The sequence below is a fragment of the Paenibacillus sp. FSL R5-0407 genome (assembly GCF_038009185.1).
In the GTDB taxonomy this organism is placed as follows: Bacteria; Bacillota; Bacilli; order Paenibacillales; family Paenibacillaceae; genus Fontibacillus; species Fontibacillus vini.
This window is the reverse complement of sequence record NZ_JBBPAX010000002.1, coordinates 917,368-935,896: the sequence shown is the minus strand read 5'-3', so window position 1 is coordinate 935,896 and position 18,529 is coordinate 917,368. Positions and strand designations below refer to the sequence as shown.

The following is an 18,529-nucleotide window of genomic DNA, read 5'->3' as shown; positions in this document are numbered from 1 at the left end:
GAAATGTCAAAAATGAATGAAGAGTACATCTCGCTGAAATCCTGCAGGAACAGATTCGGTTCAGGAGTCAAGCGGGCGGGTAATCCATAGGTGAAAACGTTCGCAAACCCTTTTGTGATGCGCCTCTCCGGCTTTTTGAACAATTTGTGAACTCCCCTTGAATCATTGACAAAGGAGGGGTTCAATCATATATTTAATAGGTGATTGTTTTAATTGACAGGAATACAGTTTCCGTGATAGGGCAGGTAGTATTTAACTGGATATGCCAAATGCCTGTACATAACCGGAAGAAAACGGAAAAGTGGGGTAGATCAATGATGAAACCGTGGAAGGCTGTAAAGCGGCTCGTACCTCTGTTTGTCGGGCTAGCGCTATTGTTGTCCGCATGCGGCCGTGAGGACTTGTCGGTGCTCAGACCACAGGGTACGGTAGCTGAGGGACAATTGGGTTTGATTAAACTTTCGATCACGATCATGGTGGCGGTCATGATCATTGTGTTCGGGATTGCAGCTTATGTTTGGATTAAATTCCGCCGGAAACCGGGACAAACCGATGTTCCAAAGCAAGTGGAGGGCAATTTTAAGCTGGAAATCATCTGGACGGCTATTCCGCTCGTACTGGTACTGATTTTGGCCGTTGCAACCGTTCAAAAAGTGTTTGCGTATGGAGAAAATTATTCTAACGACAAGAATGCGGTCAAGGTGAAGGTTACTTCCCATTTGTTCTGGTGGGAATTTTCCTATCCGGAATATGGCGTGACCACCGCTCAGGACTTGATTATTCCGACTGGTAAGAAAATCGCGCTTGAACTGAAAACAGCCGACGTGCTGCATTCGTTCTGGGTGCCGTCTCTGGCGGGTAAAACCGATACCAATACGGACGGAACTATCAACAATGCCTGGTTTGAAGCCAAGAAAGAAGGCGTCTATCTAGGAAAGTGCGCGGAGCTTTGCGGCCCTTCGCACGCATTCATGGAATTTAAAGTGAAGGCGGTCAGTGAGGATTCCTTCAAAGCTTGGGTGGAATCCATGAAGGCGCCTGCGGTGCTGCCGGAAGATCCGGCCGTTGCCGAAGTGTTCAAGAATCAATGTTTGACTTGCCACGCTGTAGGCGACCAAGGCGGTCCTGTCGGACCAAACCTTACGGGTATAGGCGGCAGGGAATCCGTAGCCAGCATTTTGCTCAACGAGGAAGGTTCCGGGAAACCGGTCGGAGGCAAGCCGGTGAAGGATAATATGGTTGAATGGCTGACCGATCCGCAAAAGGTGAAGCCAGGCAACAAAATGCCTCAGCCGAAAGAGGATCTTGGACTTACGGATGAGGAAATCGACGCCATTGCCCAATATCTGGCCGATTACAAATTATCATATTAATCTTTGGTGCCTCTGGCGGCATTGATGGTATAGGAACTTAAAGGGGGTACAAACCTTGGCTCACGCTCACAGTGTCAAGCGGCACAAGGGTTTGATGGATTGGCTTACAACGGTCGATCACAAGAAAATCGCTATCCTGTATTTGGTAGCGGGCGGATTGTTCTTCGGCATCGGCGGGATTGAGGCGCTGATGATCCGGGTACAGCTTGCCAAACCTATGAATGATTTCGTAACAGCCCAGCAATTTAACGAATTGATTACGATGCACGGAACGACCATGATTTTCCTAGGGGTTATGCCTATTATCTTCGCCCTCATGAACGCGGTAGTACCGCTTCAAATCGGGGCGCGGGACGTAGCGTTCCCTTTCTTGAACTCTCTCGGGTTCTGGACATTTCTGTTCGGCGGACTGCTGCTTAACCTTAGCTGGGTTATGGGCGGTGCTCCGGATGCCGGATGGACTTCTTATACGCCGCTGTCATCCTCGACGTATAGTACGACTCACGGGGTGGACTTCTACACGATCGGTCTGCAAATCGCCGGTCTCGGTACGCTGATCGGGGGGATTAACTTCCTGGCGACGATTATTACGATGCGTGCACCGGGTATGTCCTTTATGCGTATGCCGATGTTCACATGGACCGCTTTTGTCACTTCGGCCATGATTTTGTTCGCATTCCCGGCAGTCACAGTTGGTCTCGTCTTGCTGACCTTCGACCGGATCCTTGGTGCAAACTTCTTCGATGTTGCCCAGGGCGGGAACCCGGTATTGTGGCAGCATATTTTCTGGATTTTCGGTCACCCTGAGGTTTACATACTGATTCTGCCAGCGTTCGGGATTATCTCCGAGGTAGTCAGTACCTTCTCGCGCAAGCGCCTGTTCGGATACAGCTCGATGGTATTCGCTACGATCCTGATCGCCTTCCTGGGCTTCATGGTTTGGGCGCATCACATGTTCACGACAGGTATGGGACCGGTGGCGAACGCCCTGTTCTCCATCGCGACGATGCTGATCGCGGTTCCGACAGGGATCAAGATCTTCAACTGGCTGTTTACAATGTGGGGCGGACAAATTACTTTCAATACGGCTAATTTGTTTGCTGCCGGATTTATCCCGACTTTCGTAATGGGCGGGGTAACCGGGGTGATGCTCGCCTCGGCGCCGGCGGATTATCAATACCATGATACGTATTTCGTAGTAGCGCATTTCCACTATGTTATCGTTGGTGGTCTGGTACTCGGCTTGTTCGCCGGGTTGCATTATTGGTGGCCGAAAATGTTCGGGCGCGTATTGAATGAAGGACTCGGCAAATTGGAATTCTGGACGTTCATCATCGGTTTCCATTTGACGTTCTTCATCCAGCATTTCCTTGGTCTTATCGGGATGCAACGCCGCGTATTTACGTATTTGCCGAATCAGGGCTTTGACCTGATGAACTTGATCAGTACAATCGGGGCGTTCCTGATGGGCGTTGGCGTTATTGTCTTCCTGATCAATATTGCAATTTCGTTCAAGCAACCGAAAGGCGTGGACGGCGACGTGTGGAAAGACGGACGTACGCTGGAATGGGCGATTCCTTCGCCTCCGCCTGAATATAACTTCAAGCAGACTCCGCTTGTTCGCGGAATCGATGCTTTCTGGAAAGAAAAGATGGCCGGCAATAAAGAAATGACGCCTGCTGAACCGGTCGGTCCGATTCATATGCCGTCCCCGACGATTTTACCGTTCGTCATGTCGGTTGGATTGTTCATCGCCGGTCTCGGCTTCATGTTCACGAATGACGACTTTGGCAACAGCTTGCTGAACTTCCTGTTCGGCAACTACATTATTACAGGCATCGGCCTGGCAATTACTTTCGGTTCCATGCTGCTTCGCTCGCTCTTCGACGATCACGGCTGGCATGTTGAACCCGAAGAATTGAACGACAAGGGGGTAAAAGCATGACGACACCTCATGCACAACAGGCTTCCAGCGCGCTTCCCCATGAACCGGAGAAAGCGACGCTGGAAGGACGCAACAAAGTGCTTGGCTTCTGGCTCTTTCTTGGGGGCGAGGCGGTATTGTTCGGAACCCTGTTCGCTACCTTCCTGACGCTTCGGAATCAAGTGGCCGATGGGCCTTCCGCAAGCGAATTGTTCAGTCTGCCGATTACCGCGGCCGCTACGTTCATCCTGCTAGTCAGCAGCTTGACGAGCGTCTTTGCAATTCAGGCGATGCATCGGGGCAACCGGACATCGTTGGTTCGTTGGCTCGGACTTACCGTATTGCTAGGTCTTGCGTTCCTGGCTCTGGAAATATACGAGTTCGCGGAGTATATAATTCACGATGATTATGGAATGACCACGAGTGCGTTCAGCTCGGCGTTCTATACACTCGTCGGGTTTCACGGGGCGCACGTATTGTTCGGGATTCTCTGGATTTCGATTTTGATCGGACAGTTGTTCAAGAAAGGATTGACCGTGGTTACGGCACCGAAAGTATACGTATCCGCTATGTACTGGCACTTTATCGACGTCGTGTGGGTATTCATCTTCACGGTGGTTTACCTGCTCGGAAAGGTGGTAGGGTAAAAGATGACAAACCACGATTTGAACGACGGAAGCGCGGTTAAGCACCGCCATCGTCATGAGGGACCGCAAAAGCATATTATTGCTTTCGTCTTCTCTATCATCCTGACCTTGATCGCCTTCGCTACAGTGGCCGCCGGCGGCGTCAACATCGCGTTTACGGTGCTGCTCCTGCTGGTGATGGCAGTACTTCAGGTACTGGTCCAGCTCGGGTACTGGATGCATTTGAAAGATAAAGGCCATATGATGCCAATCTTATTCATGGCCGGAGGATTTTTTGTCGCAGGACTTGCGATTATTGCCGCGCTATATTGGATGTGGTGGTAGAATACAAAGAGGTGGGCTTGATATCAAGCCGCCTCTTTCTTCCTATTATGGGCCAGTTCACAAATTGGACAGAAAAACAAAGCGACGGAGGGAGGGTTAAGCGTGCTGGGGTTAGAATACTTTAAATTTGCGGATGTTTGGAGTCCTGTATTTTTGGCGGTCATGCTGCTCATCACGGCGGGTTATTTGGTGCTGACGGGACCGCTTAACGAGAAATTCGGACAAGGAAAGCCTGTATCCGCCGGTAAAAAGGTTTTATTCGTGCTGGGAATGGGCGTGCTGTATATGGCTCAGGGCGGGCCTGTGGAACTATTGGGGCATATGATGTTCAGCTTCCACATGATCAGCATGGCGCTGTCTTATCTGGTCGCCCCGCCGCTCCTGATGCTCGGTCTTCCCGAGTGGATCTGGCGCGGGGTTTCGTCCTTTCTTGGCAAGGGCCCGCTGCGCCGCCTGAAGTTTTTGACTCACCCGGTCGTTGCCGCTGTCGTGTTTAACGGGCTGTTTTCCTTTTATCACCTGCCTGTGGTACATGATTATGTGATGCTTCATTTTGGGATTCACCGCCTGTATTACATCGTGCTGTTCATAGCCGCGGTGCTCATGTGGTGGACGCTCGTCAAACCGTTGCCGGCTCACGGCGATGCGCAGGGTTTGAAGAAGATGGGCTTCATCTTCCTCAATATGGTCTTGCTGACGCCTGCGTGCGGACTGATTATTTTTGCGCCGGAAACCTTGTATGCTACCTACAGCGACCCTGTCGTTTGGTCCAAGGCCATGGGATACTGCATTCCCGGTGATACGTCGATGTTGCTTGACCGTTTTGGAGGACCTGAGTTCTTCGGCTACCTGGAGCCGCGGATCGACCAGCAGGTCGGGGGCATTCTGATGAAATTCATTCAGGAGATCATCTTTGCTTCGATGCTGGCTTACGTATTCTTCCAGTGGTACAGGCAGGAGAACCGTGAGGAAGAGGACGAACAGCTGCCCGACGATTTAAAACTGAATCAAATTTGATATTGATGGAAGCATTGTGGACAGGAGGATTCAAATGGATTTGTTTACCTTATTCCCGACGATCAGCACCTCGTTTATCGTAATCAGCGCCGTGCTTGTTGCGATTGGTTGGGGCTTGATTATCAAGGGGAAACGGGAGGCGCACAAGAAAACGATGATCGCCGCGGCCGTTGCGGCGCTGCTCTTTTTTATCATCTACATGTCGCGGACCGTGTTTATCGGCAATACGTCCTGGGGCGGACCTGAACATTTGAAGGTCTATTACCAAGTATTCCTCGTTTTTCATATCATATTGGCCACGGTGGCTGCGGTATTCGGGATTACGACCCTCGTTCTCGGATTCAAGGCAAAGTATGCGAAACACCGCAAATGGGGCAGAACCACTTCGGTAATTTGGTTCTTCACCGCAATTACCGGTGTGATGGTATACGTGCTGCTGTACATGCTGTATCCCGGCGGACATACGAAGCCGGTATGGGAAGTTATTTTTGGATTATAGAGCTGGACTTAGCCAAGAAGCCGCTGGAGCGATTTTGCTCCGGCGGTTTTTTTGTGCTGCTTTTATTGTGTAGCGTCGTTCATGCACTGTCGCTCATGTACCGTCTTTCATGCACTGTCTCTCCTATACCGGCCTCTCACTCTAACGAACCGTAGTGAGCTTATTAGCAGAAAAATGACCCATTACCATATCTAACGAACTTAAGCGGAGTTATTGAGCAGGTTTAGGCGTGAAAAGTGGCCCTTTGCCCGGAATAAGGTAACTGGAGTTCCTTAGAATCACAATCAGCGGAATTATGACCAAATAAGGTTTGCTGAGTTCGTTAAATGCGTGAGGCCAGAACAAACCGCAGGTAGGTAGAGGACGTGTGGGGTGGAAGTTGCCATTTTATCTTGTGGAAAAAATAGGGTTGACGGAGGAATAAGCACAGTATATACTGTGTATAAAGATATAAACAGTAAGCACACCTAGTGAACACTAAAGGAACACTTATAAGCCGGGCGCGATTCACAGTGTCGCGGGATTACATTTTTAGCTGAAGAAGGGTGATTGAACTTGAAGGAATGGAAAGACGCCTGGATAATTTTTGCAAAGGATTTGCGGCTAGATCGAATGTATCTAGTATGGAACTTAGTCTTTATGATTTACACGGGAGTGATGATGAGCACTCTGTTCCACTCCCGGGAAGAGGCCCGGGCGGTGATGAATCCGATGGCGGATTTCCTCTTGCTGATACTGGTGCCGATGGTCGGATTTTATTTTTCCAGAAGATCATTCAACTACATTAAAGAGGATTCGTACACCAAAATGCTCCTCCATTACAGAACACTGCCGATTCCGGACACAACGATTATGAAGAGCCGTTTGATCCAGCTCGCCACGGCAATTCCGTTAAACAGCCTGATCTTGTTCACGACGGTCTACTTCATGTTCGTTGCGATGGGCATCAAGATGGGCTTGGCCCAGTACCTCGCCTTTGTATTGACTTGGATCGGTTATGTGCTGGCAATGAACGGTCTTTATATCTATTTTGAATTTATGAAAAAAGGCAGAACCTACTTGTGGATGATGGTGCTCCAATTGGTTGTTATCGCTGTAGGCGCCTTCGCGGTCAGCTGGTTTGACGGCAATTTGCTGCAATGGACGCTGGATTATTCCGAGCGGCATGCGCTTTTGTCCCCGGTCATGTGGGGAACTCTAGTAGTAGGAGCCGTGATTTTGAGCATATTCTGTTCGATAACGCGGCGGTCGCTGAATAAGCGGGATTTGGCACGATGAAGAATGTGGGTGTGTCGCCAAAAGCGGAGGTGAGTTAGGAAGGTGTGGATTCCCATTCAAATCAATGAAAATAGCGCTGAGCCATTGTATCATCAAATCGAAACACAGCTCAGGTCATTAATAGTAAGCGGACAAATCGAAGAAGGAACCCTGCTTCCCTCCATTCGTGAATTTGCCGGCAGCTTGAATTGCAGCGTCATTACGGTCCGAAGGGTGTATCAAGATCTGGAGAATGAAGGATTGCTGCGGACGCGGCAGGGGACCGGGACGTTTGTGGCGAGCGTCGGAGCGGGGGAACGCGATGAATATCGCCGGACAGTCGTTCAAGAGGCGGTGGAAGTGGCCGTGGACACGGGGATTTCGGTCCAGTATGGAGAGGAAGAACTGAAGCAGTTGTTTTTACAAATTTTAAATAAAAAGTACAGGAGCACTGACGGAAAGGGGGCATCCCAATGAATGGAATTATGGATCAGAAGATGGCCATCGAGTTTAACGGCGCCTTAAAAAGAGGAACGAGAAAGCCGATCGGGCCGATTAACCTGCAGATTCCGCAAGGTTATGTAGTCGCTCTAGTCGGCCCCAACGGTTCCGGCAAAAGCACTATGCTGAACCTAATGCTGCAAACCATTCATCCGGATGCCGGTGAGATTTCCTGGTTTGGGGAAAAGGCTAAAGAAGCCCTGCCCCTGTCGATAAGACAGCAAATCGGGTACGTTCCCGAGAATCCGACGCGGGAAGAGCACTTTATGACCGCTGAAAGTGCGGCTAAATTCAGAGCCCACTGGTATCCGACCTGGGATTGGGAGCGGTTTGAAGCACTGATGACCCGGTTTGAAGTACCGCGCGGCGAACGGCTGAACCGGATGTCGAAGGGGGAGCGGCGCAAGTTCGAAATCGCTGCCGTACTCGCGGCCAAGCCGAAGCTGCTGCTGCTGGATGAACCATCGTCCGGACTCGATCCGTTCGCATGGAAAGATATGATCGATGAGCTTCGGGCGTGCTTGGACGGGGAGGATGTGACGATCGTTCTGTCCACCCATATCGTGGAGGAAGTCAAACGACTCGCCGATTATATCGTACTGGTCCATCACGGACAGATTGTAGGCATGGCTGAGAAGGACGCTCTTTTTGGCAGTTGGAAAGAGGTCTGGATTCGCGGAGCGCAATCAGATGAGCTGAAGAGCATTCCCGGCGTTTTGACCTGCAGGGAGGACGGTCCTTCCATTACGAAGCTTGTAGTAAGCGATAGCTTGGAGTTTGAAGAATGGTGCGAGCGCGAACGGGCGAACGTCCATATCATTAAAAGCCGCAGCCTGGAGCTGGAGGAAATATTGCAGCTTTGGATTCAAGGGCATCAACCTGGACAATCAAATTAGAAATGAGGGGTAAGCGATGACAAAGCCTTTAGTTTTGGAACAGGTAGTTAAGCAATTCGGAGAAAAGACCGCGGTCAGCGAAATTTCGCTTCAAGTGGAACAGGGAGAAAGCTACGGGCTACTTGGTGCCAACGGTGCAGGCAAAACGACGACGATGCGTATGGTGCTTGGCCTGATTTATCCCGACAGTGGCCGGATTCTATATAACGGAAAGCCATATGGAAACGAGCTTCAGCATCAAATGGGATACTTACCAGAGGAACGCGGACTTTATCCGAAGGTAAAGGTGAGTGACCAAATTATTTATTTAGCCCGGCTGCGCGGCATGTCAGCGTCCGAGGCCGAAAAAACCTGAAATATTGGCTTGATCGTTTTGAAGTGCCTGAGTATTACGACAAGAAGATCGAAGAATTGTCTAAAGGGAATCAGCAAAAGATGGGCTTTATCGCCGCCGTAGTCCATAAGCCGAAGCTCGTTATCATGGACGAAGCGTTCAGCGGGCTCGATCCGGTCAACGTAGAGCTGTTGAAGGCGACGGTCAAGGAATTGCGCGACGAGGGCACGAGCATTTTATTCTCCACTCACCGCATGGAGCATGTGGAGGAGCTGTGCCGTAACATCACTATCCTCGACCGTTCCAAGACCGTGCTCCAGGGCAATCTGACGGAGATCAAGAAACGGTACCCGCGGGAGGAAATCATCTTAAATACCTCTACGCAAGTCGTTGGATTGGAACAAATTGCAGGAGTCAGCGGCGTAGAACGCAAGGAACGGGGATATCTGATCAAGATTTCCGATGTGGCGGCGGCGAAGGCTATTTTACGAACGGCGATGGAACAAAGCGAAGTGGAACACTTCGAAATCAAAGAACCGACCTTGAATCAAATATTCATTAAAGAAGTGGGTGAATCGAATGAATAAAATGAGCACAGTGATCGGATTTACCTTTTTAAACAAAGTCAAAGCGAAATCATTTACAATTACTACCCTGATATTGGCGTTGCTGGTCACGATCGGCCTGAACGTACCGTATTTCATCGATAAATTTACCGGGGATGACGGCCCGGCAACCATCGGGCTCATTCACAGCAACCAACCCGAACTGGCCGGTTCACTGAAAGCTTACCAAGACAAACAAGGGGAAGGGACTACCGGGTTCACACTGGTGGAATACGACCAGGCAGATGAACAGGTCCTTCAGAAAGATATTGAAAGTGGAAAAATAGACGGGTACCTGCAGTTTGGCGAAGGCACGGAAGGCGCGTTCCCAACCGTCACGTATATTTCCAAGAAGGACAGCATACCGCAGGGACTGCAAACCTCGCTGCAAGCCGCCCTGCAAAGCGTGAAGGCCGAGTATATCACCAAAGGAACGCTCAATGACGAACAGATTGCCGCGCTGACATCTCCCGTTCAAATCGAGGCGATGAAGCAGGCGGTGGCAGGAGGAGAAGGTGCTGCTGCGAGCGGGGAAGCCAAGCATGAAAAAGCGGCAACGATTAACTTTGTGATCGTCTACGTGCTGGTCATCCTGTTCTTCATGACTATTATGATGACGGGGAACATGATTGCTGCGGAAGTAACGGCGGAGAAGAGCTCGCGCATTATGGAAATCCTCATTACGAGCGTATCGCCGCTGGCTCAAATGTTCGGCAAAATAATCGGCATGTTCTTTATAGGATTGCTCCAAATCGCTATCTTTGCGGTGGTGATCGCGATTAACGTCTCGCTGCCTCATAATAGTTCCGTCCTTGCTGATTTTAATATGGATTTGTCGCAAATCAATGTTGAAGTGCTGGTGTTTGGTCTTATCTTCTACATCCTCGGTTACTTCCTGTACGCGACGCTGTTTGCCGCTATCGGCTCGCTCGTTAGCCGGACGGAAGAGCTGGGTCAGGCGATTATGCCGATCACGATGCTGTCGCTGGCTGCCTTTTATATCGGTATTTTCAGCCTGGCAGCACCGAATTCCACGCTGCTGAAGGTAAGTAGTTATATCCCGTTCTTCTCGCCGGTGTCCATGATTGTACGGATCGGTGTGGGCGATACGCCGGTTTGGGAAATTTTGATTTCGATGGCGATCCTGATCGTGGCCATTTTTCTCTTCGGCTGGCTGTCCGCTAAAATTTACCGCACGGGAGTCCTGTTGTACGGGAAGCGTCCAACGCTTAAAGAGCTTCGCAAAGCAATGCGTGCTTATAAAATTTAAGGAGGAATATTCAATGACAAAGTACAAAAATTCAGGTTATCTCATCAATCTGGCCGGTATGATACTAATTGTGGCAACAATTCTTCTGCGCCGCAGCGATGTCCATGTGAGCGACTTCCTCATGGGTTTAATGAATGGAGCGGGGATCGGGTTAATCCTCCTTGGGTTATTCCAGTACGGCCGCAAGCGGTCGAAAGCTCAGTAATCGTCGGTGTAGCAATAACAGGGTGAATAGTTACTTAGAAACATAAAAGGAACCGGCCTGATGGTCGGTTCCTTTGTGTTATAGATTAAGCGGAAGACATCAAACTTGAACAAGAAGTAAGGGAGTGGGTACGTTATACATGGAAGGCAGTTGCTTGTGCTTGTTGAAAACGGCGGCCTATAGTAGTATCTGTTAGTAGTATCTAACACGAGGTGAAAATAAATGAACGATAACAACAAAGTCGGCGTTTTATTCGTCTGTCTGGGGAATATTTGCCGCTCCCCTATGGCGGAGGCGATGTTTCGGCATTTGGTGGTCGAAGAGGGATTGGAGCAGCATTTTCTGATCGATTCCGCAGGGACCGGAGACTGGCATGTTGGTAAGCCGCCCCATCACGGAACAAGAACGATTCTGGATCAATACGGCATATCTTATGAAGGACTGCAAGCGCGCCAGGTGGCAGTAGAGGACTTTACGCAGTTCGACTATATCATAGCGATGGATAATCAGAATGAGAGCGATTTGAAGACGCTGGCGCGCCAAGCGGATGCGAAGATTATCAAGCTGCTGGACCTGGTTCCGGATTCCGTCCTTAAGGAGGTTCCCGATCCTTATTACACCGGCAATTTTGAAGAAACTTACGATCTGGTCGGCAAGGGGTGCAAGGCCCTGCTGGAACGGATCCGGCGAGAGTCTGCTGTCCTGTAAGTTGAAATTGAATATCGAAGCGAGACCCATTCCGAACGGTAGAATTCGGGGTGGGTCTTTTTGTTGGCAAAGCCGGTGGTACCTTTGGGGTGAATTTGAGCCTGCTGGAATGGCACTCGCGCACAAGAAGCCAACGTAGTATATTGATTGTTGAATTTGATGAACTGATATGTTTTGATTAGAAAAGATGGAGTAGAGGAGAGCGGACGACAAAGTGCCGCTCTCTCTTTGTTTAGGAAGCTTCGGTAGAACTTTACGACAAAGGGATGAATGCGTTATGACGGACAATGAACCGGTCAGATTCAAGGGAGAAACGCTGCAACCGCTCACCATAGGAGTGGTCGATGGTCTGAGGGACAAGGGAGAAGGCGTGTTATGTTGGCTTGGCGTTCCTTATGCCGAACCGCCGGTCGGAGAGGCGAGATGGAAATCTCCCGCGCCGGTCAAGCCCTGGACAGGAATCAGGTCCGCTCGCCGGTTTGCTATGCCTTGCGCGCAGATGCGCGACGGAGAAATGATCGGAAGCGAAGATTGTTTATATTTAAATGTTTGGCGTCCGGATCATACAAGAACCGATCTTCCGGTATGGGTATATGTCCATGGCGGCGGAAATCAGAATGGTTCGGGTGAGGACTTTTGTGGCGATCGCCTTGCTGTCGCGGTCGATGGAATCGTGGTCTCGATCAACTACCGGCTGGGCCCGTTCGGTTGGTTTTCCTGGAGCGGGCTATCTACTGGTGACGCCGAGAATGATTCGGGGAACTATGGCTTGCTGGATATATTTCAGGCATTACGCTGGGTCCGCGAGCATATTTCCAGTTTCGGCGGTGATCCGGACAATGTTACCTTGGCGGGACAATCGGCCGGAGCAAGGAATATTTTGGCCTCGTTCATATCGCCTTGCGCGGAAGGACTGTATCACAAGGCGACCGTGTTTAGCGGTGGACTGACTTTAGCGAGTAAAGCGCAGGGGGAGGCCTATGCGGAAAAGCTCCTTTCCAAGTTAGTCATGAAGGATAGGTATGAAGCGAATACGATAGAAGCTCGCCGTTATTTGCACAACCTGTCGCAAGCAGACAAGGCCGCTTACGCCCGAGGGAAGAGCGCGGAGGAACTGCTCTTGCATTGCGAACCGGCCGAGATTCGAATGGAGGCGTTCCCTCACCTGTTCATGGACGGGAGCGTCATTCCGAGGGAAGGCTTTAATCGGCTTGGCCAGGGAAAATACATAAAGGTGCCCCTGATGCTCGGTTGCACGATGGATGAATTCGCAGGATTTATTTTTAATAATGACATGTTTGCAGAATATGCTCGGGATCCTCTTAAACAAGCCGATTCGAAGGAAGCCGCGCTTTACGGAAAAGCGAACTCGTTCGGCAGCCGGCTATATGCGGGATTCAATGCCGATGAGGTGGCTGAGGCATTGGCCGGGAATCGGGATCAGCCCTTCATTTATGTTTACCGCTTTGCCTGGAGGCCCAGCGCGGCTTTTTCGGGTGGTGTGCTTGCGGCTCTGGGGAGTACGCACGGGGCGGACATGGATTTCTGGTCCGGTCATACGAATCATTGGCTGGCTGAAATTCCTGGGGAATCTTATTATAGCGAAGCCGATAAACCCGGAAGGGCCAAGCTGACCCATGCGATGAGTGCTTATTTGAAACGATTTTTGCGCGAAGGGTCCCCGAATGGCGAACTGGGATTGCCGGAATGGGAACCTTGGAATTCCAAAGAAGGCGGGGCGACGGCAATGATACTGGATGCCGATCGTAATGAGGTTAAGTTGCATATGAGCCGTGAAAAGTATGACTCGGGCAAAATTTTGGATGAAATGGCAACCGTGCTTTCGGATGAAGAACACGAGCTCATCGCCGAACGTTTGTTTAAGGGACGCTTCTTCTGGGAAGGTAAATTTAAATAGGGATTGTTTGCCCTAATTTACAATTTTCAAAAAGATCATATCCTCCAAAAAGATGACCAACGGAAGGTCCGTGGCAAATCGTCTAATTCATATAGCAGAAAGAGCCTCCGCAAGCCGGAGGCTCTTTTGCTGTCTTTGCGCGATCCTGAGGGTTTGACAAGTACAGAAGTATTTATTATTATTTATACCCATAGGGGTATTCTACATGAGATGGAGGGACTCCGATGTCAGATCAAGAAATTCAATACTCGGATGATTTAAAACGCCGCCTGAAAAGGATTGAAGGCCAGGTGCGTGGGGTGTTGCGGCTTATGGAGGAAGGCAAGTCTTGCAAGGACGTTGTCAGCCAGCTTTCCGCTGTTCGCAATGCGTCCGATAAGGCGATCGCACAGATCGTGGCGGACAATTTGCAGCATTGTCTGCTGAAGGAACAGGCTGAAGGCCATACTACCGAGAAGCTGGTTAAGGAAGCTGTAGAGTTGCTTGTAAAGAGCAGATAGTAACATACAAGGAGATGATTTGATTATGAGTTTTCAACCCGATAAAGAAATATCCGCCCATGATTTGGCCGAACGGCTGGGGCGCGGAGAAGAATTGAATATTGTTGACGTACGTGAGCCTGTTGAGTGGGAAGAAGGCCATATCCCGGGAGCCAAGCACATTCCGTTAGGGCAATTACCCCAGAGACTCGAGGAGCTCGATCCTAAGCAAGAGTGGTTTATCGTATGCCGCAGCGGGGGACGGAGCGGGCTTGCATGTGAACTGCTCTCCGAAAGTGGATACAACGTGGTAAATATGACCGGAGGTTTGCTGGCCTGGAGAGGCGAGCTGGTCTAAAACATGATGATACTGATGTTTGCCGTCCTGCTGCTGGGCGCCGGCGCCGCAGGCTTATGGCTGTTGCACCGCTTCTGGCCTGTAAAAGGGCTGGCTTACGTGGAGGCGAGCAAGCTCCGTGAGACGCCTGAAATCCCCGCCGAGGCTAAGATGGTCGATGTCCGCGATGCGTTTTTCTATGAACAGTGTCATGTCAGCGGCGCGATCAACATTTCGATCGGGAGGCTCCCGTTCCTCTGGAACAAAGAGTTGTCTCCCGATGAACCGGTAGTCATCCTCTCGGACAGCTTGCATCAAGGAAGAAAAGCGGCAAGACTCCTAAAAAGCCGGGGCTTTCAGGAGATCTACGCGGTGCGCGGGAAATTCTGTGCTTAGGTCACTCGAAACTGTATGCGTTTGTGAATATAGGCCTAGTGAAGTGAAACTTTTATCCTCTGCCTGACGTTTACATGAGTAGCATGTAAATCAAGCAAGCAGTTAGGAGATTAAGTATGCAAGCTATGCAGCCTGAGTCCGCATCGCTGCCCAGCCGTTCTTCGGTCAGGAAGGGGAAGGGGACTAACAAACGTAAACGCAAGAAAAGCAGGCGAAAGGGAGGATTTCTCCGGTTTGTCGGCAGAATGATCACCGTAATGATGCTATTAGGAGTAATTGCGTTCATTTGGCTATTCCTTACGCCTTCGGGTAACAATATGCGCTTCCTTATGGCGGATACTTTGATTACAACGCAGCATCGTCATTGGGCGAAATATATAATAGGACAAGCGGAACTGGATAAGCGGGTTGCCGCATACCAGCAACAGTTTGACGAGATGGGCACGGAAAAAGACACCCATACGATTAATCTGCCTGATCCGGTAGAAGAGACGGAAGAACAAGCGGAGAAACCGCTGATCGAAATAGAGGAGGTCTCCGGCACCGGGTATCGCGGTTACGTACTGACGGTGAACGATCCGACGAAAATCCGACTGGGTGTTCCGGCCAAACGCGGTAAAGGAGAGAAGGTATCCAGCATGGTTGCCCGAACCGGTGCAGTAGCCGGAGTAAACGGAGGCGGGTTTGCCGATCCGAACTGGAAGGGCAACGGCTTTAAACCGATCGGGGTCGTCATCTCGCAAGGGAAGCTGTATTATAACGGCATTAGCAACAAAGCATCGACCCAAATTGTCGGTCTCGACAAACAAGGGAGGATGATCGCCGGTAAATACACGCTCGACGAGCTGGATAAGCTGGGCATCCAGGAAGCGGTGACCTTCCAGCCGCGGATCATCGTCAACGGCAAGGGCCAAATCCGCAGCCAGAAGGACGGCTGGGGTATCGCGCCGCGAACGGCGATGGGCCAAAGGGAAGATGGTGCAATTCTGTTTGTCATTATTGATGGACGCCAGCCAGGATACAGTATCGGAGCCAGTTTGTACGACGTTCAGCAGATCATGCTGGATCATGGCGCGGTCATAGCGGCAAACCTGGACGGCGGGTCTTCCACGGTATTGGCTACCAAAGACGGAGAAATCGTCAACAAGCCGTCCTCCGAATACGGTGAACGGTATTTACCAACAGCGTTCCTGGTGTTCGATGATCCCGATGCGGTAGACATCCCGAACATTTGGGAAGGTTTACGTCCGCAGGATATAGATGCAGGCAAAAAATAAAACCGGCACCCTACACACCGGTATCATACACGCGTTGCTCCCAAGCATTCAGATGCTTTGGCGGGCAGCGCGTTTTTCTTCTGGGGCGTTGAGGACGGATCGCTGCGATCCCTTTTAATCGCGTGATCCGGCTCAAGCCCGCCGTTTTGGGACTGGACTAATACTCTAATGTGCTCCGATGCTCTAGTGCTCTAATGTGGCTCTAATGCTCTAATGTGGCTCTAATGCTCTAGGTGGCTCTAATGCTCCAGTGTGTGCTCTAATGCTAGGGTGTTCTCTAGTACTCCAATATGTACTCTAAGCTCTAGTATGTAAACTAACTAATTCTCAAGTACGTTGCTCTAAGGTCCAGTGTGTTCTCTAGTGCTCCAATATGTACTCTAAGCTCAAGTATGTAAACTAACTAATGCACTAGTACGTGCTCTAATTCCGGTGTTTTCTCTAATGCTCCAATAAGTGCTCCAATGCTCTAGGTCTAAACAAACTAATATTTCTAGTTACTTATCCCGTTTGAGCCAGGGTTAGCAAACTCGCAAAAATTAACTGTATTTCCTACATCTATTTTTGGTGATTAGCTCTCCGCGATAAAAATAACTGTAAAACATACAGTTATTTGCATCCAATCTACCCTAAAGTGTTGAAAAACATAGAATTAGCTGCAGGTTTTACAGTTAAATCGCAAAAAGTGGTCCTTTCTCGCCAATTAACTGTAGGTTATACAGCTAATTGCATCAACGGGGCAAGGGAGGCAGCCCGCCCGGTCAGCTGGGCCTGTGGCCTATGTGCCCCGTGCCCTTTGCGGCCTCCGTGCCTGCGTGGACGTTGAGTCTCCCCGGCCCTCGCGGTCTACGTGCCCGGCCCTCGCGTCCTCCGCGCCCGGCCTGGGTGGCCAATCGCTCCTCCGCCCCGCGGCTAGCGCGCCCCGCCCCGCGTCCCTCACGGCCTCCGCCCCGCGGCTAGCGCGCCACGCCACTCGTCCCTCACGGCCTCCGCCCCGCGGCTAGCGCGCCACGCCACTCGTCCCTCACGGCCTCCGCCCCGCGGCTAGCGCGCCCCGCCCCGCGTCCCTCACGGCCTCCGCCCCGCGGCTAGCGCGCCCCGCCCCGCGTCCCTCACGGCCTCCGCCCCGCGGCTAGCGCGCCCCGCCCCGCGTCCCTCACGGCCTCCGCACCACGGCCGCCCCGCGGCCAAGCGCGCCACGCCCCGCGTCCCTCACGGCCTCCGCGCCCCGCCCCGCAGCCAACAGCGCTACGCCCCCACACTCGCCCTACTTGATAAACACGCCTCCAAACGGAATTGCTTCGCGCAAGAAGCGCTTAACGATCCCGTCGTTATTGTCCAGATCGCGCTCGAGTTCCCGGCTTCCGCCGCCGGATTGGATCAGCACCGAACCGTGGCCGGTGATTTTCCACTGGTATTTCATATGCTGGCTCGCCAGATGGTTGCCGTATACGGACAACTCCAGCTTGGCGTTTTCGGGATAAGCGATCACGCAGCCGGCTTCGACGTACAGCGGTTGATCCGGGGAGAGGGGAAGCTCGAGCACCTGCCCTTGCGTCAGAATGCCGATCTGTCCGTCGCCGGAAAACTTCATTTTGACGGCATCGCGGGTAATCATCATATTTTTCATGCTGAGTAATCGGGTTTCCATACGAACGCCGTCCGTATAAAAAAAGAGATGCCGGAAGTCATACAGCAAGTCGCTTTCGGCGGTCAGCTTGATCGGTTTTAGCGTGATAGAAGGCGGCATCGCCGCCACAAATTGGCAGGTTCCGGTGAAGTCGGCCCGGATCAGCTTTTTTTTGCGGTACATGCCCTTCACATTCATAAGTTTGTCGCTCCGGCATCCGGATGGGCCTCTGAAGGCGATGACCTGAGCCGGATGGAGCACATGGAGTTTCTCCCCTTCATGGACTTTGAAGGTAACGGCTTGTCCTCCATAGCCCGAGGGTTCGTTATCGTACAAAATCTCCATCTTGCGAATCCCTCCGTTTCTATTGGGGAAAGGCCTTTTGTTGGAGCCTGATCACCACTTTAATCGGCAGTTATCGCCGGAGCACCACGCGGATGATCCGGAGCAGAATGAAATATCCGGCAAGCAGAAGCACTCCCGTGAGGATCAGGATCCGGGTCTTCCGGGCGCTGGCCTCACGGGCTTGCTGGGCTTCCGTCAAAGCCGCTACCGAAGCGCTGAGCTCCCGGTTCTGTTCCAACAACGCCTCGTTTTGCTGCCGATATGCTTCCATGGTCGATTCCGCTTCTGCCAGCTTGTCCTGCGTCATTTGATAACTGGCTTTAAGCTCGTTTACTTCATCGGGAAGCTCCGAAAGTTCCTTAACTCCCTTATACAGATCGCTGAAGTATCCGGCATGGGCACGGGGTTGATTCGGAAGAAGCGGGCCGCCGGTCAGTAGAACGGAGCAAACCAGCAAAGCGCAAACCGCAGTTTTTACAAATGGGATTGAGCACAGTCTCATCCTTCTCCACCTCCTCAGGGATGCTTATGCAGGATCCTTTCAAGCACTTGTCCCACATCCACCTCAATAGTTCATCTTGTCTACA

At 51.2% G+C, this 18,529-nt stretch carries 19 protein-coding genes and 1 pseudogene; 18 read left to right on the top strand and 2 right to left on the bottom strand.

The features are described 5' to 3' along the window. Positions 1-314 precede the first annotated feature (314 nt). The 18 genes and pseudogenes from coxB (at position 315) to NYE70_RS23180 (ending at position 15,967) form a co-directional block, all read left to right on the top strand. Positions 315-1,373, top strand: a complete 1,059-nt coding sequence (coxB, locus tag NYE70_RS23265) for a cytochrome c oxidase subunit II (protein ID WP_341048476.1) — start codon at positions 315-317, stop codon at positions 1,371-1,373. 94 nt (positions 1,374-1,467) lie between these two features. Then, positions 1,468-3,318, top strand: coding sequence for a cytochrome c oxidase subunit I (gene ctaD / locus NYE70_RS23260; RefSeq protein ID WP_211023926.1), 1,851 nt, complete (start codon positions 1,468-1,470; stop codon positions 3,316-3,318). Beyond that, positions 3,315-3,944 (top strand): cytochrome (ubi)quinol oxidase subunit III, encoded by a 630-nt coding sequence (locus NYE70_RS23255; RefSeq protein WP_213655563.1) that lies wholly within the window; start codon positions 3,315-3,317, stop codon positions 3,942-3,944. The genes ctaD and NYE70_RS23255 overlap by 4 nt, the downstream gene beginning before the upstream one ends. Positions 3,945-3,947: 3 nt before the next feature. Beyond that, on the top strand, positions 3,948-4,268 hold the full coding sequence (locus NYE70_RS23250) for a cytochrome C oxidase subunit IV family protein (RefSeq protein WP_213655562.1): 321 nt from the start codon (positions 3,948-3,950) through the stop codon (positions 4,266-4,268). A gap of 102 nt (positions 4,269-4,370) precedes the next feature. Then, positions 4,371-5,285 (top strand): cytochrome c oxidase assembly factor CtaG, encoded by a 915-nt coding sequence (ctaG, locus tag NYE70_RS23245; RefSeq protein WP_341048474.1) that lies wholly within the window; start codon positions 4,371-4,373, stop codon positions 5,283-5,285. A gap of 34 nt (positions 5,286-5,319) precedes the next feature. Further along, entirely contained in the window at positions 5,320-5,784 is a 465-nt protein-coding gene (locus NYE70_RS23240; protein ID WP_211023792.1) for a DUF420 domain-containing protein, read from the top strand. Positions 5,785-6,339: 555 nt separating this feature from the next. Next, a complete protein-coding gene (locus NYE70_RS23235; protein WP_341048473.1) occupies positions 6,340-7,062 on the top strand; it encodes a hypothetical protein in 723 nt (240 codons plus the stop codon). A gap of 42 nt (positions 7,063-7,104) precedes the next feature. After that, a complete protein-coding gene (locus NYE70_RS23230) occupies positions 7,105-7,518 on the top strand; it encodes a GntR family transcriptional regulator (RefSeq protein ID WP_290407696.1) in 414 nt (137 codons plus the stop codon). Next, positions 7,515-8,438, top strand: a complete 924-nt coding sequence (locus NYE70_RS23225; protein ID WP_341048467.1) for an ABC transporter ATP-binding protein — start codon at positions 7,515-7,517, stop codon at positions 8,436-8,438. The genes NYE70_RS23230 and NYE70_RS23225 overlap by 4 nt, the downstream gene beginning before the upstream one ends. Before the next feature lie 16 nt (positions 8,439-8,454). Next, positions 8,455-9,359, top strand: a pseudogene (locus NYE70_RS23220) (ABC transporter ATP-binding protein). Next, complete coding sequence (locus NYE70_RS23215) at positions 9,352-10,647, top strand: ABC transporter permease (RefSeq protein WP_341048465.1); 1,296 nt, start codon at positions 9,352-9,354, stop codon at positions 10,645-10,647. Before NYE70_RS23220 ends, NYE70_RS23215 begins: the two are co-directional and overlap by 8 nt. Before the next feature lie 13 nt (positions 10,648-10,660). Further along, on the top strand, positions 10,661-10,852 hold the full coding sequence (locus NYE70_RS23210) for a hypothetical protein (RefSeq protein ID WP_341048463.1): 192 nt from the start codon (positions 10,661-10,663) through the stop codon (positions 10,850-10,852). Positions 10,853-11,074: 222 nt separating this feature from the next. Then, complete coding sequence (locus tag NYE70_RS23205) at positions 11,075-11,560, top strand: low molecular weight protein-tyrosine-phosphatase (RefSeq protein WP_211023781.1); 486 nt, start codon at positions 11,075-11,077, stop codon at positions 11,558-11,560. 277 nt (positions 11,561-11,837) lie between these two features. After that, positions 11,838-13,478: a carboxylesterase/lipase family protein gene (locus tag NYE70_RS23200; protein WP_341048461.1), complete on the top strand. Its 1,641-nt coding sequence runs from the start codon at positions 11,838-11,840 to the stop codon at positions 13,476-13,478. 224 nt (positions 13,479-13,702) lie between these two features. Further along, a complete protein-coding gene (locus NYE70_RS23195; RefSeq protein WP_211023777.1) occupies positions 13,703-13,978 on the top strand; it encodes a metal-sensitive transcriptional regulator in 276 nt (91 codons plus the stop codon). Positions 13,979-14,003: 25 nt separating this feature from the next. Further along, the gene (locus NYE70_RS23190; RefSeq protein ID WP_211023775.1) at positions 14,004-14,315 is read left to right on the top strand and encodes a rhodanese-like domain-containing protein; all 312 of its coding nucleotides are present in this window, start codon (positions 14,004-14,006) and stop codon (positions 14,313-14,315) included. 3 nt (positions 14,316-14,318) lie between these two features. Next, positions 14,319-14,690, top strand: a complete 372-nt coding sequence (locus NYE70_RS23185; RefSeq protein WP_290407701.1) for a rhodanese-like domain-containing protein — start codon at positions 14,319-14,321, stop codon at positions 14,688-14,690. 125 nt (positions 14,691-14,815) lie between these two features. Then, a complete protein-coding gene (locus NYE70_RS23180) occupies positions 14,816-15,967 on the top strand; it encodes a phosphodiester glycosidase family protein (RefSeq protein WP_341048965.1) in 1,152 nt (383 codons plus the stop codon). 1,267 nt (positions 15,968-17,234) lie between these two features. Here the strand turns inward: NYE70_RS23180 and NYE70_RS23175 are convergent. Beyond that, a complete protein-coding gene (locus tag NYE70_RS23175; protein WP_211023772.1) occupies positions 17,235-17,942 on the bottom strand; it encodes an AIM24 family protein in 708 nt (235 codons plus the stop codon). A 70-nt stretch (positions 17,943-18,012) separates the two neighbouring features. Beyond that, positions 18,013-18,444 (bottom strand): hypothetical protein, encoded by a 432-nt coding sequence (locus NYE70_RS23170; protein WP_211023770.1) that lies wholly within the window; start codon positions 18,442-18,444, stop codon positions 18,013-18,015. Positions 18,445-18,529 lie beyond the last annotated feature (85 nt).